Consider the following 25,022-nt stretch of genomic DNA (forward strand, 5'->3'; position numbering starts at 1 on the left):
CGACTGGCTCTGACAAAAGCAGTTGATCATTTGACTGTCGGCCTGGTGGATCGTCTCGGATGAACTGCGGTCGCTCATCGAGCCGTTGCTGCCAGAGCCTGGGCCGAAGCAGGTCGAGGGTCGGCCGAGGGTGCCGGACCGGCAGGCGTTGTGCGGGATCCTGTTCGTGCTGCATACCGGCATCCAGTGGGAGTACCAGCCCCAGGAGCTGGGCTTCGGCTCGGTGATGACCTGCTGGCGGCGTCTGGCGGCCTGGAACGGAGCGGGCGTCTGGGACCATCTGCACGTGCTGCTACTGCAGAAACTGCGGTCGAAGGACAAGCTCGACTGGTCGCGGGCGGTGAGCGACTCCTCCCACGTCCGGGCCGCACGCCGGGGCCCAAAAGCGGTCCCAGCCCGGTCGACCGCGCACGGCCGGGCAGCAAGCACCACGTCATCACCGACGGCCAGGGCATCCCGCTCGCGGTGCCCCTGACCGGCGGGAACCGCAACGACGCCACCCGACTCCTGCCCCTGCTCGACAAGATCCCATCCGTGGCCGGCACCGTCGACGACCCCGGCGACGACCCGACACCCTTTTCGCGGACCGAGGTTACGACCACGACAAGTACCGGCGTCTCCTACGCGAGCGAGGCATTCGCCCGGCGATCGCCGAACGCGGCCAGCCACTCGGCACCGGCCTGGGCATCTTCCGCTGGGTTGTCGAATGCACCATCTCGTGGCTGCACGGCTTCCGACGCCTGCGCATCCGCTGGGAACGACGCGACGACATCCACGAAGCCTTCCTCGGCCTCGCCGTCTGCCTGATCACCCACCGCCACGTCCAACGCTTTTGTCAGAACCTCTTAGTACGGCGATCGGTACCGGACCGGAGCCGGTCGGGGTTGTCTCCGGCGGTGATCAGCAGCCGGCCGGCCGTCTCGATGCCGACTCCGGGCAGGGCGACGAGCCTCGGGGCCGCGCAGGTCACGAGGGGGCGAGGGCGGCGTCGGTACACGCAGCGGCATCACCCGCGGGCCAACGATTGACGATCACCATGAAGAGCTTCGCCCTCACCTGGACCGACGCCGACGGGATACCGCGCGCCTCAACCGTCGCCTACGACTAGAAGAAGTCGAGGAATTGTCAAGACTTGTGGATGAGGAGTGGTTGCCTGCTGGCAGGCGACGGGACTTGAGTCTCCAGTAGGGGGAGACACAAAGGTGGGGGCATGGACGGCGACACGCTTTACTCGATCGGCGAACTCGCTCAACGGACCGGTCTCACGGTCAAGACCATTCGGTTCTACTCCGATCGCGCAATCGTGGCGCCGACGGACCGCAGCCCGGCCGGCTACCGCCTCTACAACATCGACGCCGTCGCACGCCTGGACCTCGTACGGACCCTGCGCGAGCTGGGACTGGACCTTCCCACGATCCGCAAAGTCGTGGACCGCGAGCTCTCGCTTCCCGAGGTCGCCGCGGCACACGCCGAAGCACTGGCAGTGCAGATCCGGGTCCTGCGCCTGCGACGCGCGGTCCTGACGGCGGTGGCCGAGCGCGGGTCCACACCCGAGGAGACGGAACTCATGCACCGGCTGGCCCAACTTTCCGAGGACGAACGCCGACGTCTGAACGGCGACTTCCTCGACGCCGTCTTCGGTGGTCTTGACGCCGCCCCCGCATTCGCGGGGGTCATGCGCACGATGACCCCCGAGCTGCCCGACAACCCGGAGGCAGAACAGGTCCAGGCGTGGGTGGAGTTGGCGGAAATGTCCCTGGACCCGAATTTCCGCACCATGGTGCGGCGGATGGTCGAGGACCAGGCAGCCGAGCAGACCCGAGGCGCCACGATGGTCCCGCGCCGCGACATCACCGCAGCCGTCCGTGACCAGGCCGGCCCGGCCCTGACCGCCGGCATCGACCCGGCCTCGCCCGAGGCCGATCCGATCGTCGCGGCGTTCACGGCGCACTACGCGCACCTCCTCGGCCGCCCCGACGACATCGAGCTTTGCCGCCGGCTGGCGACTCGGCTGGAGAGCGTGAACGACCCCCGCAGAGAGCGATACCTCCAGCTGCTCGCAGTCGTCAACGGCTGGCCGGCCCCGGAGAGTCTGGCTCCAGTATTCGACTGGTCCGTCCAGGCTCTGCGCGTCCGGACACAGCAGTGACGGAGCCGCAAGGCGGCATGGGCCGGACGCGGCTGGCATCGGGTGAAAACGCCGCCGCAAATGATCGGTTGATGAGTGCCCCGGTCGTACTTCAGGTGGCCGCGTCGCCGGTCTCCCCCGCTCTCGTTCTTCGTCCCTGACGCTTGGAGGACGTTGCCACATTGGTCGAGGTGAGCCGGGATCCGGGGTGGTGAACTCGTGGGCATGCGCCCCGCGCATGCCCCTTCGCGCGCGCCCCGTGTGAACTCTTCACACACGCCGGTGTCACACACGCGCTCCCGGCGCACATGGTTGCGCAGTCAACTGGAAGCAGCCCCGCACAGGATGACGGCTCCTGCGCGGTATGGGCCGCCGGTCTTTCATCCCCGCCCTCGACCGGCGGCCCGGCGCCCTGTCTGAAGACAGTTCACAAAAATGCAACACCCGTTCCCAATATGCGGACAATTGGCGTCGTGACCTCGACAAACGGGACAGTGGACTGTCACTCTCCCGCCATGCACCCTGCCCCCCGCGCACTGCGCAGCGCCGTCGCCGCGGCATCCATTGCCCTGCTCGCCACCGCCGTCGGCTGTGCTCCGCAGCCTGACGACGACGCGACCGCCAAGGCCTCGGGGTCGACCGGAACCACCTGCGCCCCGGGCAAGCTGGCCACCCAGACCTCCGGCAAGCTGACGATCGCGACCGACGAGCCGGCGTACGAGCCGTGGTTCAAGGACGACAAGCCCGCGAACGGCAAGGGCTTCGAGTCGGCGGTCGCGTACGCGGTGGCGAAGCAGCTCGGCTACGACAAGAGCGCCGTCGTCTGGCAGAGCGTCCCCTTCAACAAGGCCTTCGCACCCGGGGAGAAGACCTTCGACTTCGACATCAACCAGGTGTCGATCAGCGCCGAGCGCAGGAAGGCCGTGGACTTCTCCTCCGGCTACTACGACGTGCGCCAGGCCGTCATCGCGCTCAAGGGCACCACGGCCGCCAAGGCGACGAGCATCGCCGACCTGAAGGGCCTCAAGCTGGGCGCCCAGGTCGGCACCACGAGCCTCAACTACATCGAGGACGTGGTGAAGCCGACGCAGCAGGCCGCCGCGTACGCCAAGAACGACCAGGCCAAGTCCGCGCTGGAGAACAAGCAGGTGGACGCCATCGTCGTCGACCTTCCGACCGCCTTCTACATCACCGCGGCCGAGGTGACCGACGGCACGATCGTCGGGCAGTTCGAGAACCAGGGCGGCACGCCGGAGCAGTTCGGGCTCGTGCTCGACAAGGGCAGCGCCCTCACCTCCTGCGTGACCGGCGCCGTGGACGCCCTGCGCAAGGACGGCACGCTCGCCGAGCTGGAGCAGGAGTGGCTGTCGGACGCCGTCGACGCACCGGTGCTCAAGTGACGCTCACTAAGGACGAGGCCGGCCAGGAAGGCGCCGGTGGCTCCTACGCGCCGTCGCAGCGGCGGATCGAGCGGGAGCGCCTCAAGCGCACCCGCGCCCGCCGCGCGACGGCGATCGCCGCGGTCTCGACGCTGGTCACCGCCGTCGTCCTCTACCTGGTCGTCGTCAACGCGCCGGGCTGGCCGCGCACCAAGGAGACGTTCTTCAGCGGGCAGTACGCGCGCGAGGCGTTCCCCAAGGTCCTCGAAGGGCTGTGGCTGAACGTCCGGCTGCTGCTGATCTGCGGTGTCGCCGTGCTGGTGCTCGGCATGCTGATCGCCATCGCGCGCACACTGCGCGGCCCGGTGTTCTTCCCGCTGCGCTTCCTGGCCGCCGCCTACACGGACTTCTTCCGCGGGCTTCCGCTCATCATCAACCTCATGATCGTCGTCCTGGGCGTCCCGGCGCTGCGGCTCCAGGGGGTCACGGTCGACCCGGTGCTGCTGGGCGGTACGGCCCTCACGTTGACGTATTCGGCGTACGTGGCCGAGGTGTTCCGCGCCGGCATCGAGTCCGTGCACCCCTCGCAGCGCGCCGCGGCCCGTTCGCTCGGGCTCTCCAACCGGCAGGCCCTGCGGTACGTGGTGCTGCCGCAGGCGGTGCGCCGCCAGGTGCCGCCCCTGCTGAACGACCTGGTGTCCCTCCAGAAGGACACCGGTCTGGTGTCGATCGGGGGCGCCATCGACGCCGTACGGGCCGCCGACATCATCGTCGGCCGGAGCCTCAACTACACGCCGTACATCGTCGCGGGCCTGGTGTTCGTGGCGCTGACCATCCCGATGACCCGCTTCACGGACTGGGTGACGGCACGGATGGACCGTCAGCGGGCCCAGGGAGGTACCACATGAGCGACGCACCGGTGCTGCGGATGGAGTCCGTCCGCAAGACCTTCGGTGACACGGTCGTGCTGCGGGACGTCGACCTGGAGGTCGCCCCGCACACGGTGACCGCGCTGATCGGTGCCTCCGGCTCCGGCAAGTCGACGCTGCTGCGCTGCGCCAACCTCCTGGAGGAGATCGACGACGGCGCCATCTGGTTGGACGGCGAGGAGATCACCGATCCGCGTGCCGACCAGGACGCGGTACGGCGCCGTATCGGCGTGGTGTTCCAGGCGTACAACCTCTTTCCGCACATGACGGTGCTGGAGAACATCACGCTGGCCCCGCGCCGGGTGCACGGGGTGGCCCGGGCGGAGGCCGAGGAGCACGCCCGTGAGCTCCTGGAGCGGCTCGGGCTGGCCGGCAGGGCCGGCGAGTACCCGGACCGGCTCAGCGGTGGTCAGCAGCAGCGGGTGGCGATCGTGCGGGCCCTCGCCGTACGTCCGCGTCTGCTCCTGCTCGACGAGATCACCGCGGCCCTCGACCCGGAGCTGGTGGGCGAGGTCCTGAACGTCGTGCGCGACCTGAAGGGCGACGGGATGACCATGATGCTGGCCACGCACGAGATGGGCTTCGCGCGCGAGGTCGCCGACCAGGTGTGTTTTCTGGACTCGGGTGTGGTGCTCGAGCGCGGGACCGCCGCGCAGATCTTCGGCGACCCACAGCAGGAGCGCACCCAGCGCTTCCTGCGGCGGATCGTGGAGGCGGGGCGGTTGTAAGGGGTGCCCGCCATTGCGAGCGGGTCTTACAGCCCCCTATGCCTGGGCCCGTGCCGGTCCCACCAGTGCCGCGACCCGCTCCACGCCGAACACGTATCCCTGCACCCCGCATCCTGCGATGACCCCGTCCGCCCGCAGCGAGACGTAGGAGTGGTGCCGGAAGGACTCGCGCTGGTGGATGTTGGAGATGTGCACCTCCAGCACCGGCAGCCCGTCACAGGTGTTGAGCGCGTCCAGGATCGCGACCGACGTGTGCGAGTAGGCGCCGGGGTTGATGACGATCCCGCAGTGGTTCAGGCGCGCCTCGTGGATCCAGTCGACCAGTTCGCCCTCATGGTTGGACTGCCGGAAGTCCACCGTGCCGCCGTGCGCGGCCGCCGCCTTGGCGCACAGGGCCTCGACGTCGGCGAGGGTGTCCTTGCCGTAGATCTCCGGCTGACGCTGGCCCAGCAGGTTCAGGTTGGGGCCGTTGAGGACCATGATCGGGGCGTTGGCCAGGGTGCGGGGCACGGTTCCTCCGGTCGGTGACAGCGGGCTGCTCGGACCCGGTTTATCACGGTGCGCCGCGTGCGGTGCGGCCCGTAGCCTCCGGGCATGACGACGATCTCGTATCCGCCCAAGCCCGTACCCGGCGACCGCATAGCCGTCATCTCCCCGGGCGCAGGTCTGCCGGGGCTCTTCCCGCGCCCCTACGAGCTCGGGCTCGAGCGGCTGCGCGAGGAGTACGGGCTGGAGCCGGTCGAGTATCCGTCGACCCGCAGGATGGGCTCGACGCCCCAGGAGCGCGCCGCCGACATCCATGCCGCGTTCGCCGACCCGAGCGTCAAGGCGGTCATGGCGTCCATCGGCGGTGACGACCAGATCACCGTACTGCCGTACCTGGACCGGGAGTTGATCCGGGCCAACCCGAAGCCGTTCTTCGGGATGAGCGACAACACCAACCTGCTCGCCTATCTGTACAACACCGGCATCGTCGGCTACCACGGCGCGACCGTGATGACCGCGCTCGGACGGCCGGTCGCCATGAGCGCGCTGACCGCCGACTCCCTGCGGGCGGCCCTGTTCACTTCGGGCGCGTACGAACTGAGTCCCGCCGCCCACTGGCGGGACGTCGACCGTGACTGGGCAGACCCCGCCACCTTCGACTCCGAACCGGAGACCCGTCCCGGCAACGGCTGGACCTGGGTGAACGCCGACCGGGTGGTGGAGGGCCGGGCCTGGGGCGGTTGCCTGGAGATCCTGGGCTGGCTGCTGATGGCCGACCGCGAGATCGCGCGTGACCTGAGTCGGTACGACGGCGGAGTGCTGCTCCTGGAGACCTCGGAGGAGATGCCGAGCGACGTCGAGGTCTTCCGCACCCTGCGCAACATGGGCGAGCGCGGGCACCTCCAGCGGTTCTCCGCACTGCTGTGGGGCCGCCCCAAGACGTGGTCCTTCGAGCGCCCCAACAGCCCGGAGGAGGCGAGCGTTACGCCGCCGACCAGCGCGAGGCCGTACTGAGGGCCATGCGCAGCTATGCCCCGCACACCACCGTCGTCTTCGATGTGGACTACGGCCACACCGATCCCCAACTCGTCATCCCCTACGGCGGTCTCGTGCGCGTCGACGGTCCCGCCCGGCGCATCACCGTCACGTACTGATCAGGCGAGCCTGCTCCGGATTGACCCGCTACGGGTTGACCGCGAGTTCGAGGTAGGCCGCGAACACCACCAGATGGACGCCGCCCTGGAGCGGTGTGGCCCGCCCCGGAACCACGGTCAGGGAGCTCACCACCACCGTCAGGGCCAGCAGCACCATGTGGGTGGAGCCGAGGCCGAGGACGAGCGGGCCGGAGAGCCAGACGGACGCGAGGGCGACCGCGGGGATGGTCAGGCCGATGCTGGCCATGGCGGAGCCCAGGGCGAGGTTGAGGCTGGTCTGCACGCGGTCGCGGCGCGCGGAGCGCAGGGCGGCGATGGTTTCGGGGAGCAGTACCAGCAGGGCGATGATCACGCCGACGGCGGCATGCGGGAGACCTGCCCTGGCCACCCCGGACTCGATGGTCGGCGAGACGCTCTTGGCCAGACCGACCACCCCGATCAGGGCCAGGCCCAGCAGACCCAGACTGATGAGTGCGGCGCGGGCGGTGGGCGCGTCGGCGTGGTCGTCGGAGGTGATCACCTCGCCCTGGCGGGTGATCGGGAGGAAGTAGTCGCGGTGCCGGACGGTCTGGGTCGCCACGAACAGGCCGTACAGGATCAGCGAGGACAGCGCGGCGAAGGTCAGCTGGGTGGGGGAGAACTCCGGGCCGGGCTTGCTCGTCGTGAACGTCGGCAGCACCAGACTCAGCGTGGCCAGGGTCGCGACCGTGGCGAGGGCGGCACCGGTGCCCTCGGGGTTGAAGACCGCGGTGCCGTGGCGCAGTGAGGCCACGAGGAGGCTGATGCCGACGATGCCGTTGCAGGTGATCATCACGGCCGCGAAGACCGTGTCCCTGGCCAGGGTCGAACTCTTGTCACCGCCGTCCGCCATCAGGGTGACGATCAGGGCCACCTCGATGATCGTGACGGCGACGGCGAGGACGAGCGAGCCGAACGGTTCGCCGACCCGGTGGGCGACCACCTCGGCATGGTGCACGGCGGCCAGCACGGCCCCGGCGAGCACCAGGGTCACGAGCGCGACGACCGCTGCGGGCAGGTCGCGGCCCCAGGTGAACGCCAGCAGGACGACCGCGAGCACCGGCACGACGGACGTCCAGCTCGTGGTGAGCGACCTGAGCCGAGCGATCATGCTGCGATCGTCGCAGAGGCCGCCCGGCACCGCACCACTCCGCTGCTACTTGATGTCACCCGACTCCAGGACGTCGCAGTTGGTGTAGACGCGCTCGCCGATGCTCAGCGCGCTCAGTTGCTCCGCGAGTTTGTTCGTCTCGGGATCGTCGCTGTTACGCATGGCCTCGTCGTACGAGTCGAACTCGATCACGGCCAGATAGTGGTTGGGCTTGTCCCGGTCCTTGAGGAGCATGCTGTGGGTCGGGCCGCCCGTCCGGCCGGCGCTGCGCTGCCCCGCCTCCTGCAGCACCTGCCGCATCTCCTCCAGGCGCTCGGTCTCGAAGCCGATGATCTGCACGAACGTCATGGGTGTCTCCAACCGGCCACGGCGCCCCCGGGCCGGGGGACGCGCACTGGAACCAAACAAGCACCGGGAGCGGTACCCGGCAATTCGCCGCACATCGCTCCCGGTGGTGATATTTCCTACGTCGGCCGCGGTCAGGCCTCGATGCTGTCCTTCGGAGCGCCTTCGTCCTCCGCCTGCGCCGCCTCGGCCGCCGCCTGCTTCCTGGTGGCCATCAGACTGGTGATCGTGGTGACGATCAGGACCGAGCAGATCACGCCGAGCGAGACCGGGATGCTGATCTCGGGGACGTGGACCCCCGACTCGTGCAGGGCATGCAGCACCAGCTTGACGCCGATGAAGCCCAGGATGATCGACAGGCCGTAGCTGAGGTGGACCAGCTTCTTCAGCAGGCCGCCGATGAGGAAGTACAGCTGGCGCAGGCCCATCAGGGCGAAGGCATTGGCGGTGAAGACGATGTACGGGTCCTGGGTCAGCCCGAAGATCGCGGGGATCGAGTCGAGCGCGAAGAGCACGTCGGTCGAGCCGATGGCGAGCATCACGACGAGCATCGGGGTCATGACCCGCTTGCCGTTCTCCACGATCCACAGCTTGGTGCCGTGGTAGCGGTCCGCCACACCGAACCTGCGCTCGACGGCCTTGAGCAGCTTGTTCTCCTCGAACTCCTCTTCCTCCTCGTCCGCCCGGGCCTCCTGGATGAGCTTCCAGGCGGTCCAGATGAGGAAGGCGCCGAAGATGTAGAACACCCAGGCGAAGCTGGCGATGATCGCGGCTCCGGCGGCGATGAAGATCGCGCGCAGCACCAGGGCTATGAGGACCCCGACGAGAAGCACCCGCTGCTGGTACTGCGAGGGCACCGCGAACTTCGCCATGATCAGGACGAAGACGAAGAGGTTGTCCACGCTCAGGGACTTCTCGGTGATGAAGCCCGCGAAGAACTCTCCGCCGGCCTGGCCCCCGCCGAAGACGAGCAGACCGAGCCCGAAGAGGCCGGCCAGGGCGATCCAGACAACCGTCCAGATGCCCGCTTCCTTGAGGGACACGTCGTGCGGCTTGCGGCCGATGAAGAAGTCGACCGCGATGAGGGCGGCGAGGCCCACGATCGTCAGGACCCACAGGGTCATGGAAACGTCCACAGTTCCTCCGGCAATACGTAACGGCAAGTAACCAGCGTCGTCGCGCTGCCGGAGGTCTCTTCCACCCACGGTGGGCCGGCGCCCCGGGATCAGGCCTGATCCGTATTGACGGGTACGCCGCGGTCGACAGGGAGTACTCCCCTCCGTGCCACCAACCGTACCCAATCACCAAGGAAAGGTAAAGCGATTGGCAAAAGAAAGGTCAAAATCCCTGATGGGCGGCCTTTACGTGTACTTGGTGCGGGCCTGCGCGACCTGGTTCAGGACCTGCTGGAGGACCTGGCTGCCGGGCGGGACGAGCGCGGGCTCGTAGGTCCAGGCATGCCCGACCCACGGGTCGGCGAGGTGGTCGTCGGGCACGGGAGTCAGCCGCATGAGCGAGCGCCACAGGGGGTCGAGGAGGGGGCCGTAGGCGGAGGCCTCCTCACGGTCCGCGACCATCATCAGATGGACGCCGACGGACGGCCCCTCGTCCGCGAGGTAGCGCAGCTGGGTGACCGCCCGGTCGTCGAAGCCGTGCGGGAAGTCGTTGACGATCAGGAGCTGTTCGGAGGTGTCGAGGCCGGGCGGGAGGGAGTCGGCCGCGCCGCCGCGCACCGCCATCTGTACGAGGTCGACGCGCTCGGTGAGACGGGCCAGGACGTCCGCCACGCCCGCGGCGCCGACGGCGGGCGGGGCCGCGAGCACGCCGGTCCCCACCAGCGGGGCGAGCGCCTGCGCCCCCGAGCCGGCCGGGTCGATGACGTGCAGGGTGTAGTCCCCGGCGGGATGGACCGCGAGGAGCCGGGCCGCGAGCGCCACGGCCGTGTCCATGGCGAGGCGGTGCAGTTCGTGGGCGTCGAGGAACGAGCCGTCGAGCGATCCGGCGGCTCCGCTGTCGATCCACAGGCCGCGTTCCAGCGGCAGCCGGACCAGCAACGGAATGCGCAGCTCGGCGCACTCGGGCAGATGCAGGTCGCCCAGGCGCACGGCCATGGGCACCTCGAACGGCACCCGGTAGCCGTGCCAGACGGGGTTGTCCCAGCGGGCGTACGACGGCGGCAGCGCGGGTTCGACGACCTCGGACTCGGCCGTGAGCTGGCCGAGATCGCGATCGTAGACCGCACGGGCCTGTTCGACGAGCTGGGTGTACTTGGTGCGGGCGGCCTCACGTGCTGCCTCGCCCTGTCCGCCGATCCGGTTGCGCGGATCGGCGAGGGCGGCGTCCAGCTCCTTCTCCATGCGGGAGTCGGCGAAGTCGACGGCACTGCGGTACGCGGCCGTGGAGCGGGCCAGGTCCTCGAACATGCCCCACACCTGGTTGTAGAGCCGCTCCTCCATGGACCAGCCGGTCGCGTCCCCGGCGACGGGCCGCGCGGGCTGCCCCGGCTGGGCGGGGGGCGCGGCGGGCGGAGGAGGAGGCGGGGCGGTGTTCTGCCGTCGGGGGTGGCTGTAGTCGATGGGACCGCCCACGGTGGGCGGCTGGGCGGTGGTGTCCGCGGGTCCCTGGACATACCCGGGCTGCGATGCGCCGGTCACGGGGGTGCCCTGCGTGCCGTAGGCAGAGGCGGGCTGCGGTGTGCCGGCGGCCGGGCCGTCCTGCGGGGACATCGGCTGCGGTGGGGTGCCGGGTGGCTGGGTGCCGTACGGCGACGGCGGCTGCTGCGGTACGGCACCGGGGGCGCCCTGGGCCGCGGGCGAACCCTGGTCCGGGCCCGGCGTCGGCGTGGCCGTCTGCCGGGGGCGGTCGCCGTCCGCCGTGAGCGGCGGTGGCATCGGCACCGCGCGGGACAGGCCCCGGGCCACCGCCTCGTGGATGTCGTGGGCGAGCTGCCGGGCCTGGGGAAGGCCCTGGTCGGCGAGGAGTTCGGGGAGGCCGCCCGCATAGCCCTGCCCCACGGCGCGCACCTTCCAGGCGCCCTGGCGGCGGTAGAGCTCCAGCGCGACGACCGCGGACTCGGCGTCCAGGCCGGTGATGGTGTAGCCGGCGAGCTGGGTGCCGTCCAGGCCAGTGACCGCGACGAAGGGGGCGGCGACGGCGCCGAAGCGCACAGGGCCGCCCGCCCCGGGCAGCGCGAGCAGCACATGGACCCGGTGGACGGCCTCGGGCACCGCGCCCAGATCGACCGCGAGGCGGTGGTCTGCGGCCGCCTGCCGGGAGACCTCCAGACCCGGCAGGGTGGGCGCGCCCGGATGGACGACCCACTCCACGCCGTGCACTGTGCCGCGCTCGTCGCCGAGCGTGGCTCCGGCCACGACCAGCGTACCGGCCGTGATCCGGATCTCGAGTCGGGCCTGGGAGAGCGGATGGTTCTGCCCCCGCACCAGCTCGGCCGTCATCGCCTTCTCCCCCTGTGTCGTGGTGTCGGTCCGGTGCCGCTCGGCGCGGGCTACAGGTGCGGCAGGATCGCCGGCATCAGGTCCTGGAAGGTCCGGCCGTTGGCCGGGGTGCCGAGGGCCGTCATCGTCCAGCCCGGACCCGTCCGGTGCACCTTCGCCATGATCTGGGCGGTGTAGGCGCCGCCGCCGGCGAGGGTGTAGCGGGCCAGCTCCTGGCCGTTGGTCTCGTCGACCAGGCGGCAGAAGGCGTCCTGGACCTCCTGGAAGGTCTGGCCCGTGAAGGAGTTCACGGTGAAGACGATCTGGTCGACATGGACCGGGACGCGGGCCAGGTCGACGAGGATCGCCTCGTCGTCCCCGCCCTGCCCGACGCCGCCGACGAGGTTGTCACCGGTGTGCTTGACCGAGCCGTCGTCGCTCACCAGGTGACGGAAGAAGACGACGTCGACGGGCTGCTTGTCCGCGAACAGGACGGCGGAGGCGTCGAGGTCGATCTCCCGCGTGCGCGAGCCGAACAGGCCGCGCCGGGGAGCCGCCTGCCAGCCGAGGCCCATGCGCACCGCGGTCAGGCTGCCTCCGTCGCTCTTCTGCAGACTGATGGCCTGACCCTTGGTCATGTTGACGGTCACGCGCCGAACCCCTCTCGCTGCTGTCCCCTGTTGCCGCGGCCCCCGCGGTTGTTCCAGAACCCTACGCAGGGCCGCTGACGGTGACGCACTCTGAAGCGCACTTTGTGTCGGTCTTGCAACACAGTGCGAGGCGGTCAGGCCAGGCCCGCCTCCTTCATCTGGCGGAGCTCCTTCTTCATCTCGGAGACCTCGTCGCGCAGCCGGGCCGCGATCTCGAACTGGAGGTCGGCGGCGGCGGCACGCATGCGTGCCGTCATCTCCTCGATCTGCCCGGCGAGTTCGGCCGCGGGACGGTCGGTCGGGACGGTCTCCTTGGCCTTGCCCTTGGCGGCCTTGGTACCGGCCGCCTTGCCGCCGAGGGCGGGCACGGGCGCCTTGGCCGCCTTGCCGTCCTTGCCCTTGCGGTAGCCGGAACCGAGCAGCTGCTCGGTGTCCACGTCCTCGCGGGCGATCTGCGCGACGATGTCGTTGATCTTCTTGCGCAGCGGCTGGGGGTCGATGCCCCGCTCCTTGTTGTACGCGACCTGCTTCTCCCGGCGGCGGTTGGTCTCGTCGATGGCCTTCTCCATCGCCGGGGTGATCTTGTCGGCGTACATGTGGACCTGGCCGGAGACATTGCGCGCGGCGCGGCCGATGGTCTGGATCAGGGAGGTGCCGGAGCGCAGGAAGCCCTCCTTGTCGGCGTCGAGGATGGCCACCAGGGACACCTCGGGCAGGTCGAGGCCCTCCCTCAGGAGGTTGATGCCGACCAGGACGTCGAACTCCCCGGAGCGCAGCTCGCGCAGCAGCTCCACGCGGCGCAGGGTGTCGACGTCGCTGTGCAGATAGCGGACCTGGATGCCGAGCTCCAGGAAGTAGTCGGTGAGGTCCTCGGCCATCTTCTTGGTGAGCGTGGTGACCAGGACACGCTCGTCCTTCTCGGTGCGGGTGCGGATCTCGTGCACCAGGTCGTCGATCTGGCCCTCGGTGGGTTTGACGACGACCTCGGGGTCGATCAGGCCGGTGGGGCGGATGATCTGCTCGACGACGCCGTCCCCGCGCGAGAGCTCGTACTTGCCGGGGGTCGCCGACAGGTAGACGGTCTGGCCGATGCGCTCCGTGAACTCCTCCCACTTCAGGGGGCGGTTGTCCAGGGCCGACGGGAGGCGGAAGCCGTGGTCGACGAGGGTGCGCTTGCGGGAGGCGTCGCCCTCGTACATCGCGCCGATCTGGGGCACGGTCACATGCGACTCGTCGATGACGAGGAGGAAGTCGTCCGGGAAGTAGTCGATCAGCGTGTGCGGCGGGGAACCGGGCGAGCGGCCGTCGAAGTGCATCGAGTAGTTCTCGACGCCCGAGCAGGAGCCGATCTGGCGGAGCATCTCCAGGTCGTACGTCGTGCGCATCCTCAGGCGCTGGGCCTCCAGGAGCTTGCCCTGCTTCTCGAGTTCGGACAGGCGCTCCCCGAGCTCCTTCTCGATGTCGTTGACGGCCCGCTCCATGCGCTCGGGTCCCGCGACGTAGTGCGAGGCAGGGAAGACGTACAGATGGTCGTCGTCGCTGATGATCTCGCCGGTGAGCGGGTGGAGCGTGGACAGTGCCTCGATCTCGTCGCCGAACATCTCGATGCGGACGGCGAGCTCCTCGTAGACCGGGAAGATCTCGATGGTGTCGCCGCGGACCCGGAAGGTGCCCCGGGTGAAGGCCAGGTCGTTGCGCGTGTACTGGATGTCCACGAAGCGGCGCAGCAGCTGGTCGCGGTCGATCTCGTCGCCGACCTTGAGCGCCACCATGCGGTCCACGTACTCCTGCGGGGTACCGAGGCCGTAGATGCAGGAGACCGAGGCGACCACGATGACGTCCCGGCGGGTGAGCAGCGAGTTGGTCGCCGAGTGGCGCAGGCGCTCGACCTCCTCGTTGATCGAGGAGTCCTTCTCGATGTAGGTGTCCGACTGCGGGACGTAGGCCTCGGGCTGGTAGTAGTCGTAGTACGAGACGAAGTACTCGACGGCGTTGTTCGGCAGGAGCTCGCGGAACTCGTTCGCCAGCTGGGCGGCCAGCGTCTTGTTCGGGGCCATCACCAGGGTGGGCCGCTGGAGCTTCTCGATCATCCAGGCGGTGGTGGCGGACTTTCCGGTACCGGTCGCGCCGAGCAGGACGACGTCCTTCTCACCTGCCTCGACGCGCTTGGCCAGCTCGGCGATCGCCGCCGGCTGGTCACCGCTGGGCTGGTAGGAGCTGACGACCTCGAAGGGCGCCACCGTACGTTCGATGTGGGAAACGGGCCGCATGGTGTCCACCGTACGACTCCCCACTGACAACGCGGCCCGATCAGGGGTTCCGGGCGCCCGCGGCCACGGTCGGTCAGCGGTTCTGCGGGGTGCGGACGTCGTGGTGGGTCACGTCCCGGTGGGGGCGGAGCGAGGGGCGCCGGGCGGGCGGGTGGTCGACGAGTTCGCGGGCCGGGACGCCGGGCTTGTGCTCGGCGGGCGACCAGACGGGCTTGCCCATGACCATCAGCGGATCGAACAGCACGACGACCCCCGCGAGCAGCAGGAAGGACAGCGGGCCGACCATCATCGGCGCGAGCAGGGAGGCGGGCGAGTCACCGGAGACGGGCGCGGAAGTGCCGTGCAGATGGACGCTGAGGGCGGCCATGCCGGTGTAGTGCATGCCCGTGACGGCCAGGCCCATGATCAGGCTCGCGCCCACGCTCCACAGGAACCCTCTGACCTGGCCGGCGGCCCACAGGGCGGCGGTGGCCGCGACGACGGCTATGACCACGGAGATCGCGACGGTGACCGTGTTGTACTCCAGCTGCCCGTTCAGGCGCATGCCGGCCATGCCCAGGTAGTGCATCGAGGCGATGCCCAGGCCGGTGACGGCACCGCCGGTCATCAGGGGCGTTCCGGTCGCACCCCGGTAGCCGACGATGAAGACCCCGATGCCCACCATGACGATGGCGACGCCCAGGCTCGCGAAGGTGATGGCCCTGTCGTAGTGGATCGGCGCCTCCCGGACCGTGAACCCCATCATCGCGACGAAGTGCATGGTCCAGATGCCGGAGCCGATCGCCGCCGAGCCGAGGGCCAGCCAGCCGGGCCGCCAGGACCGGCTGACCAGCATGGATCTGGTGGTGCAGCGCAGGCCGAGGGCACCGCCGAGGCAGGCCATGAGGTAGGCCACCAGCGGTGTGACGAGTCCGTAGCTGAATCCGTCGACCGTGCCTTGCATGCGCGGCTGCCCTTCCGCCCTCTTACGTCCTGGAATTCCCTGAAATGTGCCCCTTCCCAGCACCGCGCGAGCGGTCAGGGTCGAGGCAGAGAGTATGACCGCCACCGGAATGGTCGAACGATTTTCCGGCAAAGAATCACGCCCTTGCCCCAGTTGTGCGGCACCGGTGAGCGGACTTGGGACACGCCCATTCAGGATGTGTCCATTCTGCACCCCGGTGCCGTTGACGCGGTGCTGTCACAGTTGTGCTGTACGTGATCGCTCGACGCGAGGAGTACGTATGCACGCGCGCGCCGTGACCGCCCTGACCACCGCGCTCCTGGGGACCGTCGCCCTCCTGCTTCCCGCAACCGACGTCCGGGCCGTCGAGGACGGCACGCCACCGGTGGTCATCGCCCACCGGGCCGGCTCCGCCCACGCCCCCGAGAACACCCTGGCCGCCGTCGACAAGGCCGCCCGGCTCGGCGCCCTCTGGGTCGAGAACGACGTCCAGCGCACCAGGGACGGCGAACTCGTCGTCCTGCACGACGACAGCCTCCAGCGCACCACCGACGTGGAGCAGGTCTTCCCCGGCCGGGCGCCCTGGAAGGTGAAGGACTTCACCGCTGCCGAGATCGCGCGCCTGGACGCGGGCGGCTGGTTCTCCGCCGCCTACGCGGGCGCGCGCGTGCCGACGCTGAAGCAGTATGTGCGCCGTGTCGATCTTCACCATCAGAAGCTGCTTCTCGAACTCAAGAACCCGGAGCTGTACCCGGGCATCGAGCGGGAGACCCTCAAGCTCCTCGGGAACGAGGGGTGGCTCGGACGGGAGCACCGCAGCCGGCTGATCGTGCAGAGCTTCAGCGCGGACAGTCTGCGGACCGTCCACGATCTCGAGCCCGCCGTGAAGACCGGCCTCCTCGGAACGCCGTCCGTGAGTCACCTGCCCGCGTACGCGGCCTTCGCCGACCAGATCAACCCGTCGTACACCTCCGTCTCCAGGGCCTATGTCTCCGCGGTCCAGGCCTTCACCGGTCCGCACGACAAGCCTCTGGAGGTGTTCACCTGGACCGTCGACACCGCGGACGCCGCACGCAGGGTCGCCGGGTACGGCGTCGACGGCATCATCACCGACAAGCCGGACGTGGTGCGGGAGGCGCTGCGCGAGTAGCGGGCTGTTCGCGCAGGTCGCCGCGTGTTGTCAGTGGCGGCTCGTACGGTGGTCGCATGAACAGCGATGGGCAGGACGCGCAGCGGATCGTGTGGACCGTCGTCGGCACGGACATCGGCCCGCTGCTGCTGGCCGCGACCGACGAGGGTCTGGTCAACGTGGTCTTCCACGCCACCGACGCGGTCCGCGTCAAGGCGCTGGAGCGGCTCGCATCCCGGCTGGGCACCGAGCCCGTCGAGGCGCCCGGCTCTCCGCTGCTGGCCGAGGCGATACGCCAGGTCGAGGCGTACTTCGCGCGCGAACGGCACGACTTCGAGCTGCCCCTGGACTGGTCGCTGATCTCGGGATTCAACCGGCAGGTGCTGCGCGAGCTGGCGTCCGGCGTGCGGTTCGGCCAGGTCGTCGGATACGGCGATCTGGCCGGGCGGGTCGGCCAGCCGGGTGCCGCGCAGGCCGTGGGGGTGGCCATGGGCTCCAACCCGCTGCCGGTCGTCGTGCCCTGCCACCGGGTCGTCGAGAGCCACGGCGGCATCGGCGGGTTCGGCGGCGGTCTGGAGACCAAGCGGAAGCTGCTCGCGCTGGAGGGCGTACTGCCGGAGCCGCTGTTCTGACAGACCCCGCCGTGCGCACAGTCACCGTCATCCGGGGCCTCGGAGCCGAAGGGACGGCGATCGGACAACCAGAGACGATGGCGATCCTGCACGGCCTTGTGCACATCACCAAGGCGGTCAAGCCGGTCCGAGACACCGCACGCGAGGTCAGTCGTAGTGGCGTGCCTCGAACACGTTCCCGTCCGGGTCGCGGAAGTAGAAGCTGCGCCGGGCCATTCCGCGGGCTCCGAAGGAGTCGTGGGAGAAGTCCGAGACGGGCACGGACCGTTCCTCGAGGCGGGTGCGGAGAGTCTCGAAATCGTCGGCGGGCAGGGCCAGGCAGACATGATTGACGGGGTGTCCCGCGCTCTCCGCGGCGCCGGGGACCATTTTCATGCCGTCCGCCAGGGTGAGCGGCATGAGGTCGAAGACGGTCTCGTCGTTGAGCCGTACGGAGGGGAAGGACACCACCCCCGCGGCGAAGTCGGTGAGCCTCACGGGCTCCATGCCCAGGGTCTTCTCGTAGAAGTCGGCCGATGCCACCGGGTCGCGCACCCAGAGGACGACATGGTCAAGACGTGTCGAGTTGTCCGTCATGCACCCAGGCTGGTGTCGTCCTCCACAGCCCGCAAGGGTTTGACCGGACGTGCCGCCCGCCAGACATGAGGGAAGACCGATCGACAGGAGGCAGGCCCGTGGTGCTGGTGGTGTCCGAAGAGGTGCGCGAGGCGATCGACGCGCGTCGACCCGTGGTGGCCCTGGAGTCCACGATCATCGCGCACGGGCTGCCGCGTCCGCGCAATCTGCAGGTGGCGCTGGAGCTGGAGGACGTCGTACGGCAGGAGGGGGCCGTACCGGCGACGATCGCCGTACTGGACGGGCGCCCCCGGGTCGGCCTGGACAAGGAACAGTTGGAGCGGGTCGCCAACGAGGACGGGATCCGCAAGCTGGGCCACCGGGATCTGCCGCTCGCGGTGGCCGCGGGGGTGAGCGGGGCCACCACCGTGTCGGCGACGGCGCAGCTGGCGGCCCTGGCCGGCGTGGAGGTGTTCGCGACGGGCGGGCTCGGCGGGGTGCACCGGGAGTGGACGACGACCCAGGACGAGTCGGCCGACCTCGGCCTGCTGGCGCGCACCGCGATCACCGTGGTGTGCGCGGGCGTGAAGTCCATCCTGGACGTGCCCGCGACGCTCCAGCGACTGGAGACACTGGGAGTCGCGGTCGCCGGATACGGCACTGACCGCTTCCCCGGCTTCTATCTGTCCGACTCCGGCCACCCCGTGGAGTGGCGGCTGGACTCCCCCGAGCAGGTGGCGGAGGTCATGCGGGCGCGGCAGGCGCTGGGCGCGCCCGGCTCCGCGCTGATCGTGGCCAACCCCGTGCCCGAGGAGGAGCAACTGGATCCCGGGCTGCACGCGCGTGTGCTCGCCGAAGCGCTCCAGGCCTGCGAGGAGGCGGGAGTCACCGGCCAGGGGGTCACGCCGTTCCTGCTGGGCTACCTGGTGCGGCACACCGACGGCGCCTCGCTGAGCGCCAACCTGGCGGCGGTGCGGGGCAACGTGCGGCTGGCGGCCCGGATCGCCGCTGCCCGGGCCGGGACGTGACGACGGACGGGCACGGTGGTGCCGCGGCCGTCCGGGGCGGTGCCCTCCTGGTCGTCGGGGACGTCATCACGGATGTCGTCGCCCGGCATCGGGGACCGCTCGCCGCCGGTACGGACACCGCTGCCGCGATCCGTACGGTGCCGGGCGGAGCGGGGGCGAACGTGGCCTGCTGGGCCGCCCGAGGGGGCGGTGCGCAGGTACGGCTGCTGGGCCGGGTGGGCGCGGACGCGGCCGCGTGGCACGAGCGGGAACTGGCCGCCTGCGGAGTACGGCCGCAGCTGGTCGTCGATCCGCAGGCGCCGACCGGGACGGTGATCTGCCTCGTGGACACGGGGGAGGCCGGCGAGCGGACGTTCCTCACCGACAGCGGCGCGTCACTGCGGCTGGAGCCGGACGACTGGTCGGACGCCCTGCTCGACGGCGTGGCGAGACTGCATCTGTCGGGCTATCTCCTGTTCTCGAAGCCGAGCCGGGCACTGGTGGCGGTGGCCCTGGAGTCGGCACGCGCGCGTGGTGTTCCGGTGAGCGTCGACCCGGCGTCGGCGGGCTTCCTCCGGGAGCTCGGGGTGAACCGTTTCCTCTCACTGGTCGAGGGGGTGGACGTCCTGCTGCCGAGCCGGGGCGAGGCGTGCCTGCTCACCGGGTTGCCCGATGTGGCGGACGCGGCGGCCAAGTTGAGCCGCCACATCCCGCTGGTGGTGGCCAAGCAGGGGGCACGGGGAGCCCTGATCGCCCGCTCGGGCACCGTGTACGCCCACGTGCCCGCCGTAGCGGCGACGCCCCGGGACACCACCGGGGCGGGTGACGCCTTCACCGGCGCGTTCCTCGCGGCCCTGCTGACAGGCGCCGCACCCGAGGACGCGGCGACGGAAGGATGCCGGGCGGGCGCGCTGGCGGTCGAGCGGGTGGGCGGAAGGCCGCCGGTGCCGGACTGACGGCCGGTCGCAAGCACTCCGACTGAACGGTCGCAAGCACTCCGACCGGACGGGATCGACGGCCGTCACGCACACGCGTCACGCACACCCGGGGCGGCCGTTGACGGCGGGCGCCTCTCCGGGCTCCCGACCGGCCACCGGCGCCCCGACTTCCGCTCCTCTGCCACTGCTACGCCTTGCGCCCCCACGCCGAGATCAGCGGGGCCGTGGCCAGGTCCATGGTGCCGGTGGCGACGTTGGCGAGGTGGCGGTCGATGTCCTCGTCCGTGGCGAGGCCCGCCGTGACCAGCCGGCCGCGGATCTGGCGGATCGTGGCGGACTCGAGGGCGGCGCAGGCCGTCGAGGCGAGCGGGAAGTAGGCGTCGGCGGCGACCTGACGCAGGCCGGCCTCGCGGAGCAGGCGCGGGAGGGTGCGGCCGTAGGAGAGGTCGGCACCGCGGTCGGCGAGCAGCCGGCGAAAGCCCTGGCGCAGCCGGTTCGCCAGTTGCTGCTCGGGGCCGTACTCGTCGGGGCAGGTCAGGGGTTGCAGGGCGGGGTCGCCGTCCTCCAGCAGGAGCCGGCCGCCGGGACGCAGGGAGTTGATCATCGACTGCAAGGCCCGTTCCCGGTCCGGCACATGGACCAGGACGAGCCGGGCGTGCACCAGGTCGAAGCCCTCCCCGGGGGGTTCCTCGGCGCTCACGTCGTGGACCAGTACGTCCACCGGCGGACGGGCGGCCGCTGTGAGAAGCGTGGTGTCGATGTCCGTCGCGACGACCTTTCCGGTCGGGCCGACCTTCTTCGCCAGCCAGGACACCACGGACGTGCCGCCCGCGCCGACCTCCCAGCAGCGCCAGCCGGATCCGATGCCGAATCCTTCGATGTGCCGGAAGGTGGTGGGGTCGAAGAGGGTGGCGAAGGCGTCGAAGCGCTCCCTCGCCTCCGCCTGCTGGTTGTCGAGGAGATACCCGTCGGGTCGTGTCATGGCGCGATGATCCCAGTCGTCGGGCGGTCCGAAGCGGACGACGCGATTCCTACGAAGACAGATACGAAGACAGACACGAAGACAGAGATGCCGTCCGTCGGTCGGGTGACCGGCACCGAAGCCGGTCCGGACCGGTTATCCACAGGCGGGAACCGGGCGGGACCTCCCCTGTCCACAGGCTCACCCGGCGCTTGCGTCGACCTGGCAAACTGGCGCGCCAGGACGCAGAAGCGCGTCGCACGGAGATCCACACGAGGAGATCCAGATGTCCATGGCAGGGAATCTGCGAAAGGTCACGAGCCTCGGCAGGGTCGGCGGCCTGCGCAAGGTGGCCCGGCTGGCCCGGCGGCGCCCGCGCGTCGACCTGAGCCACCACGCCCGCTCCCCGCTGGGCACCTCCGTCGTCAACTGCGTGACCTACAAGGAGGGGGCCCGCGTCCCGGTCGACGGTGATCTGGTCGACACCGTGGAGCGGGTGCGCAGCAGCCGCGACGGTTTCGTCTGGCTCGGCCTGCACGAGCCGTCGGACCATGAGTTCGAGGGCATCGCGGACCTCTTCGACCTGCACCCGCTGGCCGTCGAGGACGCGGTCGAGGCCCATCAGCGCCCGAAGGTGGAGCGCTACGGCGAGACGCTGTTCGCCGTGTTCAAGACGGTCTGCTACGTCGAGCACGAAGAACTCACGGCGACGAGCGAGGTGGTCAACACCGGCGAGATCATGGTCTTTGTCGGCGAGGACTTCGTGATCACGGTGCGGCACGGCAGCCACGGGTCACTGGGCCCGCTGCGCGAGGAGCTGGAGTCCGACCCCGGGCAGCTCGCCAAGGGACCGGCCGCGGTGCTGCACGCGATCGCGGACCATGTGGTCGACGACTACCTGGACGTCACCGATTCCATACAGTCGGACATCGACCTGGTCGAGACGGCCGTCTTCGCGGACAACGGCGCGCGGGTCGACCCGGGCCGCATCTACCAGCTCAAGCGTGAACTCCTGGAGCTGAAGCGCGCGGTGGCCCCGCTCAGCCGCCCGCTGGAAGAGCTCTCCACCCGGCCGATCCAGGTCGTCGCCCCGGAGATACAGGCGTACTTCCGCGACGTCTCCGACCATCTGCTGCGCGCCAAGGAGCAGATCGCCGCCTTCGACGAGCTGCTCAACTCGATCCTTCAGGCCCACCTCGCGCAGGTGACGGTCGCGCAGAACGAGGACATGCGGAAGATCACGGCCTGGGCCGCGGTGATCGCCGTGCCGACGATGGTCTGCGGTGTGTACGGCATGAACTTCGACCACATGCCCGAGCTGCACTGGACCTTCGGCTACCCGTTGGTCATGGGCGTGATAGTCGTCGCCTGCGGTGTGCTGTACCGCGGCTTCCGGCGCAACGGCTGGCTGTGACCGGGTCCGTCCGCGGGAAGGGTCAGTGGGTGGTGGAGGAGCGCGCGTAGACGCTCTCGGCCCAGCCGGCGATCTGCTCGTCCGTCAGGTGCCGGGCCAGGTCGGACTCGCTGATCATGCCCACCAGGCGCTTGTTCTCGATGACGGGGAGCCTGCGGATCCGGTGCGCCTGCATCTCGTGCAGGACGTCGGTGACGTCGGCGCCCGCGTCGATCCAGCGGGGCGTGCCCTGGGCCATCTCACCGGCGGTGACCTCGGCCGGGTCGCGGCCCACGGCCACACAGCCGATGACGATGTCGCGGTCGGTGAGGATGCCGCACAGCCGTTCGTTCGCGTCGCTGATGGGCAGGGCACCGACGCCGAGTTCACGCATCAGCTGGGCGGCGCGGTCGAGGGTCTCGTGGGCGGGGATCCACTGGGCCCCCCGGTGCATGATGTCTCCGGCGGTCGTCATGGAGTACCTCCCGGTGCCGGACGGCCGGCGCGGCGCGGACGGCACCGCAAGTCCCGGCGCCCTACATTCTCGCCGCGCCACCGGGGGCCCGCACCCGGAACCCCGCGGTGCCGGCGGCCGGGCCCGGGCAGCGACGCCACCGTGCCCCGATCGGCCGGGTCAGCCGTTCCACGCCGGGTGGCGGGGGTCGTCGGCGCGGACCAGGACGTCGGCCGTGCCGGCCGGGTCGGTCTCGTCGGCGTAGCGCTCGTAGGCGGGAAGGGTCCAGTGGCCGGACTCGGGAGTACGGCGACGGAGGGCGCCCTCGGAGAGGAGGACGTGGACGGTCAGGTCGAAGGGGAACCAGTGGCGCAGCAGGAGGGGGCCGTGGAGCAACAGGACGCCGCCGGGCGGGAGATGGACGTAGGGACTGCGGGTGGCGCGGTCGGTGGCCGGGTCCCACAGATCGGGCAGGACTCGGCCGTCGCCGCCGGGTTCGAGGGGGCCGAAGACCTCGCGCCACAGGGCACCGGTGTCGAACCAGCCGTCGTAGTAGGCCTCCAGGTCGTGGTGGCCGTATTCCAGACGGAGGGAGGCGGGGCGCAGGAAGCCCTCCATGCCGACGACGAGCGAAGGCCGGCCACGTATCCGCAGGGCCTCCTCGATCCGTTGGGCGAGTTCGCCCGGGCGGGCAGCCGGGGCACCGTCGAGGGCGACGCGGGGCCAGGGGCTGCCGTCGGCCGGCTTCAGGTCGAGGAGTCGGTCGGCCAGCCGCTCGCCGAGCCGGTCCCAGGTGATCGCTTCGAGTCGCACACGGCCATGATGCGTCAGCCGACGTCGAGGACGCGGTGCACGCGGGTGGCGGAGAGGGGTGTGGTCGGGGAATGAACCCCTCATGACAGGCCTCGCGACTCCCCCGAACCGTGGCGGACTTGTCGTCGTCCAGCCGTTGCGGAGGCGGCACTGTGCGGAGTGCCGGGGCGGGCCGTTGCCACTGCTCGTCGTGGAGGGCGGGGCGCCGCGGTGTCTCGACTGCGCCGACCTCGGACACCTGGTGTTCCTGCCGCGTGGGGACACGGCGCTCACGCGTCGGTCGCGGGAGGAGAGCGCGCTGTCGGCGGTCGTCGTGCGGTTCAACCGGCGCAAGGGGCGTTACGAGCGGCAGGGTGTCCTCGTCGAGGAGGCGGGGCTGGCGCGGGCCGAGGAGCGGTGCCTTGCCGACGCGGAGGCACGACGGAGACGGCGGGTACGGGACGCGCGGCGGCGGGCCGTGGAGGACGTGCGGTTCGCGGAGGCGTTCGCTGCGGAGATAGCGCGGCTGTTTCCGGGGTGTCCGGAGGAGCGGGCGCGGGCCATCGCCTCGCATGCGTCCCTGCGAGGCAGTGGGCGGGTGGGGCGGAGTGCGGCGGGGCAGGCCTTGTCGGAGGGGGCGGTGGTGTCGGCGGTGGTGGCGTCCGTGCGGCATGTGGACACGCCGTATGACGCGTTGCTGATGGACGGGGTCGCACGGCACGAGGCGCGGCGGCGGATCTCGGGGCGGGTGGAGGCGGTACTGAGGGGGTGGCGGGGGCTGGGGACGGTGGTGCGGGAGGAGGCGGGCTGACGCCCCGGCTCACAGGATGGACGGTTGCTTATGAGGGTGCGCGCAATGGCCATGGTCGGAGGGGTGGGGGCGGGATTCACTGGTGGGGACGGGTGGTGCTGGGCCGCAGGCGGGAGCTGGTGTGGAGATGATCGATGGGCCTTACTTCGTGCTGGTCGTGCTCGGGGTGCTCGGGACCGGGCTGGCGGCCGGGGTGTTCTGCGCGTTCTCGACGTTCGTGATGAGGGCGCTCGCCGCGTTGCCGCCCGCGCAGGGCGTCGCCGCGATGAACGCGATCAACGTGAGCGCGGTGCGGCCGCCGTTCATGGCCTTGTTCGCGGGCTCCGCGGTGCTGTCCGCGGTGATCGCGGTGGTGACGTTCGTGCTGTGGCCGGACGAGGGGACCGTGGAGCTCCTGGTGGGCAGCGCGCTGTATCTGTTCGGCACGTTCGGGCTGACGATGGTGGCGAACGTGCCCCGCAACGACGCCCTGCTCAGGCTGGACCCGGGCACCCCGGAGGCGACGGCGTACTGGCCGACGTACGTGCGCGAGTGGACGGTGTGGAACCACGTCCGCGCGCTCGCCTCGGGCGCGGCGGCCCTGGCGTACGTACTGGCCCTCACGTGAGCGCGGGAAATGAGCGCGGGAAATGAGCGCGGGAAACTGGTGAAAGCGCTGTCCCGGCGGATCACCAGGCACTCTGCACGAGTGGCCGAGGAGTCGTATCGTGGCCGAAAGAAGTTCCGCAGGAGTGCCGCCCGATGACGCTCGGCCATGTCGGACGCGTCAGCGTCA

The 25,022-nt window shown here is 70.3% G+C and carries 23 protein-coding genes and 2 pseudogenes; 13 read left to right on the forward strand and 12 right to left on the reverse strand.

Annotated features, from left to right (window positions below):
- Positions 1-34 precede the first annotated feature (34 nt).
- The 5 genes and pseudogenes from ACGFWE_RS09065 to ACGFWE_RS09085 form a co-directional block, all read left to right on the forward strand.
- Positions 35-818, forward strand: a pseudogene (locus tag ACGFWE_RS09065) (IS5 family transposase); the annotation flags it as partial.
- Positions 819-1,210: 392 nt separating this feature from the next.
- The gene (locus ACGFWE_RS09070) at positions 1,211-2,149 is read left to right on the forward strand and encodes a MerR family transcriptional regulator (RefSeq protein ID WP_393599006.1); all 939 of its coding nucleotides are present in this window, start codon (positions 1,211-1,213) and stop codon (positions 2,147-2,149) included.
- 494 nt (positions 2,150-2,643) lie between these two features.
- On the forward strand, positions 2,644-3,528 hold the full coding sequence (locus tag ACGFWE_RS09075) for an ABC transporter substrate-binding protein (RefSeq protein ID WP_393599008.1): 885 nt from the start codon (positions 2,644-2,646) through the stop codon (positions 3,526-3,528).
- Positions 3,525-4,415, forward strand: a complete 891-nt coding sequence (locus ACGFWE_RS09080) for an amino acid ABC transporter permease (protein ID WP_393599010.1) — start codon at positions 3,525-3,527, stop codon at positions 4,413-4,415. Before ACGFWE_RS09075 ends, ACGFWE_RS09080 begins: the two co-directional genes overlap by 4 nt.
- Positions 4,412-5,164 carry an amino acid ABC transporter ATP-binding protein gene (locus tag ACGFWE_RS09085; protein ID WP_352382615.1) on the forward strand — a complete coding sequence of 251 codons (753 nt, stop codon included), beginning with the start codon at positions 4,412-4,414 and terminating at the stop codon, positions 5,162-5,164. Before ACGFWE_RS09080 ends, ACGFWE_RS09085 begins: the two co-directional genes overlap by 4 nt.
- 36 nt (positions 5,165-5,200) lie before the next feature.
- On the opposite strand, the gene aroQ is transcribed toward ACGFWE_RS09085, so the two are convergent.
- Entirely contained in the window at positions 5,201-5,674 is a 474-nt protein-coding gene (gene aroQ / locus ACGFWE_RS09090) for a type II 3-dehydroquinate dehydratase (protein WP_352382617.1), read from the reverse strand.
- Positions 5,675-5,758: 84 nt separating this feature from the next.
- Here aroQ and ACGFWE_RS09095 point away from each other — a divergent pair.
- Positions 5,759-6,804: pseudogene (locus tag ACGFWE_RS09095) on the forward strand (S66 peptidase family protein).
- Between the two features lie 28 nt (positions 6,805-6,832).
- Here the strand turns inward: ACGFWE_RS09095 and ACGFWE_RS09100 are convergent.
- The 7 genes from ACGFWE_RS09100 to ACGFWE_RS09130 all read right to left on the reverse strand — a co-directional run bounded on the left by ACGFWE_RS09100 (position 6,833) and on the right by ACGFWE_RS09130 (position 15,575).
- Entirely contained in the window at positions 6,833-7,933 is a 1,101-nt protein-coding gene (locus ACGFWE_RS09100) for a calcium:proton antiporter (RefSeq protein WP_393599012.1), read from the reverse strand.
- A 45-nt stretch (positions 7,934-7,978) separates the two neighbouring features.
- Positions 7,979-8,281: a hypothetical protein gene (locus ACGFWE_RS09105; protein ID WP_352382623.1), complete on the reverse strand. Its 303-nt coding sequence runs from the start codon at positions 8,279-8,281 to the stop codon at positions 7,979-7,981.
- 131 nt (positions 8,282-8,412) lie between these two features.
- Positions 8,413-9,402, reverse strand: coding sequence for a TerC/Alx family metal homeostasis membrane protein (locus ACGFWE_RS09110; RefSeq protein WP_352382625.1), 990 nt, complete (start codon positions 9,400-9,402; stop codon positions 8,413-8,415).
- A gap of 237 nt (positions 9,403-9,639) precedes the next feature.
- Positions 9,640-11,733, reverse strand: coding sequence for a TerD family protein (locus ACGFWE_RS09115; protein WP_393599015.1), 2,094 nt, complete (start codon positions 11,731-11,733; stop codon positions 9,640-9,642).
- A gap of 50 nt (positions 11,734-11,783) precedes the next feature.
- Positions 11,784-12,362 (reverse strand): TerD family protein, encoded by a 579-nt coding sequence (locus ACGFWE_RS09120; protein WP_352382630.1) that lies wholly within the window; start codon positions 12,360-12,362, stop codon positions 11,784-11,786.
- Between the two features lie 134 nt (positions 12,363-12,496).
- On the reverse strand, positions 12,497-14,632 hold the full coding sequence (gene uvrB / locus ACGFWE_RS09125) for an excinuclease ABC subunit UvrB (protein WP_352382632.1): 2,136 nt from the start codon (positions 14,630-14,632) through the stop codon (positions 12,497-12,499).
- Between the two features lie 73 nt (positions 14,633-14,705).
- Complete coding sequence (locus ACGFWE_RS09130; protein ID WP_393599017.1) at positions 14,706-15,575, reverse strand: MHYT domain-containing protein; 870 nt, start codon at positions 15,573-15,575, stop codon at positions 14,706-14,708.
- Positions 15,576-15,855: 280 nt separating this feature from the next.
- Between ACGFWE_RS09130 and ACGFWE_RS09135 the strand changes: the two genes are divergently transcribed.
- Positions 15,856-16,725, forward strand: coding sequence for a glycerophosphodiester phosphodiesterase (locus ACGFWE_RS09135; RefSeq protein WP_393599019.1), 870 nt, complete (start codon positions 15,856-15,858; stop codon positions 16,723-16,725).
- Positions 16,726-16,781: 56 nt separating this feature from the next.
- Positions 16,782-17,336 (forward strand): methylated-DNA--[protein]-cysteine S-methyltransferase, encoded by a 555-nt coding sequence (locus ACGFWE_RS09140; RefSeq protein ID WP_352382638.1) that lies wholly within the window; start codon positions 16,782-16,784, stop codon positions 17,334-17,336.
- 147 nt (positions 17,337-17,483) lie between these two features.
- On the opposite strand, the gene ACGFWE_RS09145 is transcribed toward ACGFWE_RS09140, so the two are convergent.
- Positions 17,484-17,912 carry a VOC family protein gene (locus ACGFWE_RS09145; RefSeq protein ID WP_352382640.1) on the reverse strand — a complete coding sequence of 143 codons (429 nt, stop codon included), beginning with the start codon at positions 17,910-17,912 and terminating at the stop codon, positions 17,484-17,486.
- Between the two features lie 98 nt (positions 17,913-18,010).
- Here ACGFWE_RS09145 and ACGFWE_RS09150 point away from each other — a divergent pair, with 98 nt between their 5' ends.
- Together ACGFWE_RS09150 and ACGFWE_RS09155 are read left to right on the forward strand one after the other, a co-directional pair.
- Entirely contained in the window at positions 18,011-18,919 is a 909-nt protein-coding gene (locus ACGFWE_RS09150) for a pseudouridine-5'-phosphate glycosidase (RefSeq protein ID WP_352382642.1), read from the forward strand.
- Entirely contained in the window at positions 18,916-19,854 is a 939-nt protein-coding gene (locus tag ACGFWE_RS09155) for a carbohydrate kinase family protein (protein WP_393599022.1), read from the forward strand. Before ACGFWE_RS09150 ends, ACGFWE_RS09155 begins: the two co-directional genes overlap by 4 nt.
- 169 nt (positions 19,855-20,023) lie before the next feature.
- On the opposite strand, the gene ACGFWE_RS09160 is transcribed toward ACGFWE_RS09155, so the two are convergent.
- Positions 20,024-20,818: a methyltransferase domain-containing protein gene (locus ACGFWE_RS09160; RefSeq protein ID WP_352382645.1), complete on the reverse strand. Its 795-nt coding sequence runs from the start codon at positions 20,816-20,818 to the stop codon at positions 20,024-20,026.
- 265 nt (positions 20,819-21,083) lie between these two features.
- On the opposite strand from ACGFWE_RS09160, the gene ACGFWE_RS09165 reads away from it, so the two are divergent.
- Entirely contained in the window at positions 21,084-22,211 is a 1,128-nt protein-coding gene (locus ACGFWE_RS09165) for a magnesium and cobalt transport protein CorA (RefSeq protein WP_352382647.1), read from the forward strand.
- 22 nt (positions 22,212-22,233) lie between these two features.
- On the opposite strand, the gene ACGFWE_RS09170 is transcribed toward ACGFWE_RS09165, so the two are convergent.
- Together ACGFWE_RS09170 and ACGFWE_RS09175 are read right to left on the reverse strand one after the other, a co-directional pair.
- Positions 22,234-22,665, reverse strand: a complete 432-nt coding sequence (locus tag ACGFWE_RS09170; RefSeq protein WP_352382649.1) for a CBS domain-containing protein — start codon at positions 22,663-22,665, stop codon at positions 22,234-22,236.
- 159 nt (positions 22,666-22,824) lie between these two features.
- On the reverse strand, positions 22,825-23,457 hold the full coding sequence (locus ACGFWE_RS09175; RefSeq protein WP_393599025.1) for a uridine kinase: 633 nt from the start codon (positions 23,455-23,457) through the stop codon (positions 22,825-22,827).
- Positions 23,458-23,539: 82 nt separating this feature from the next.
- Here ACGFWE_RS09175 and ACGFWE_RS09180 point away from each other — a divergent pair, with 82 nt between their 5' ends.
- Both ACGFWE_RS09180 and ACGFWE_RS09185 read left to right on the forward strand, forming a co-directional pair.
- Positions 23,540-24,247 carry a DUF2293 domain-containing protein gene (locus ACGFWE_RS09180; RefSeq protein ID WP_393599027.1) on the forward strand — a complete coding sequence of 236 codons (708 nt, stop codon included), beginning with the start codon at positions 23,540-23,542 and terminating at the stop codon, positions 24,245-24,247.
- Positions 24,248-24,374: 127 nt separating this feature from the next.
- Positions 24,375-24,854: an anthrone oxygenase family protein gene (locus ACGFWE_RS09185; RefSeq protein WP_352382655.1), complete on the forward strand. Its 480-nt coding sequence runs from the start codon at positions 24,375-24,377 to the stop codon at positions 24,852-24,854.
- Positions 24,855-25,022: the final 168 nt, after the last annotated feature.

The sequence above is a fragment of the Streptomyces sp. NPDC048523 genome, from assembly GCF_043199815.1.
Classification (GTDB): domain Bacteria; phylum Actinomycetota; class Actinomycetes; order Streptomycetales; family Streptomycetaceae; genus Streptomyces.

What these genes read in the sequence shown, in the direction of transcription:
- ACGFWE_RS09070 (WP_393599006.1), top strand. Translation starts at nt 1,211, where the DNA reads ATGGACGGCGACACGCTTTACTCGATCGGCGAACTCGCTCAACGGACC.
- ACGFWE_RS09180 (WP_393599027.1), top strand. Translation starts at nt 23,540, where the DNA reads ATGACAGGCCTCGCGACTCCCCCGAACCGTGGCGGACTTGTCGTCGTC.
- ACGFWE_RS09115 (WP_393599015.1), bottom strand. Translation starts at nt 11,733, where the DNA reads ATGACGGCCGAGCTGGTGCGGGGGCAGAACCATCCGCTCTCCCAGGCC.
- ACGFWE_RS09105 (WP_352382623.1), bottom strand. Translation starts at nt 8,281, where the DNA reads ATGACGTTCGTGCAGATCATCGGCTTCGAGACCGAGCGCCTGGAGGAG.
- ACGFWE_RS09110 (WP_352382625.1), bottom strand. Translation starts at nt 9,402, where the DNA reads ATGACCCTGTGGGTCCTGACGATCGTGGGCCTCGCCGCCCTCATCGCG.
- ACGFWE_RS09140 (WP_352382638.1), top strand. Translation starts at nt 16,782, where the DNA reads ATGAACAGCGATGGGCAGGACGCGCAGCGGATCGTGTGGACCGTCGTC.
- ACGFWE_RS09085 (WP_352382615.1), top strand. Translation starts at nt 4,412, where the DNA reads ATGAGCGACGCACCGGTGCTGCGGATGGAGTCCGTCCGCAAGACCTTC.
- ACGFWE_RS09135 (WP_393599019.1), top strand. Translation starts at nt 15,856, where the DNA reads ATGCACGCGCGCGCCGTGACCGCCCTGACCACCGCGCTCCTGGGGACC.
- ACGFWE_RS09130 (WP_393599017.1), bottom strand. Translation starts at nt 15,575, where the DNA reads ATGCAAGGCACGGTCGACGGATTCAGCTACGGACTCGTCACACCGCTG.
- uvrB (WP_352382632.1), bottom strand. Translation starts at nt 14,632, where the DNA reads ATGCGGCCCGTTTCCCACATCGAACGTACGGTGGCGCCCTTCGAGGTC.
- ACGFWE_RS09160 (WP_352382645.1), bottom strand. Translation starts at nt 20,818, where the DNA reads ATGACACGACCCGACGGGTATCTCCTCGACAACCAGCAGGCGGAGGCG.
- ACGFWE_RS09145 (WP_352382640.1), bottom strand. Translation starts at nt 17,912, where the DNA reads ATGACGGACAACTCGACACGTCTTGACCATGTCGTCCTCTGGGTGCGC.
- ACGFWE_RS09185 (WP_352382655.1), top strand. Translation starts at nt 24,375, where the DNA reads ATGATCGATGGGCCTTACTTCGTGCTGGTCGTGCTCGGGGTGCTCGGG.
- ACGFWE_RS09075 (WP_393599008.1), top strand. Translation starts at nt 2,644, where the DNA reads ATGCACCCTGCCCCCCGCGCACTGCGCAGCGCCGTCGCCGCGGCATCC.
- ACGFWE_RS09100 (WP_393599012.1), bottom strand. Translation starts at nt 7,933, where the DNA reads ATGATCGCTCGGCTCAGGTCGCTCACCACGAGCTGGACGTCCGTCGTG.
- ACGFWE_RS09165 (WP_352382647.1), top strand. Translation starts at nt 21,084, where the DNA reads ATGTCCATGGCAGGGAATCTGCGAAAGGTCACGAGCCTCGGCAGGGTC.
- ACGFWE_RS09170 (WP_352382649.1), bottom strand. Translation starts at nt 22,665, where the DNA reads ATGACGACCGCCGGAGACATCATGCACCGGGGGGCCCAGTGGATCCCC.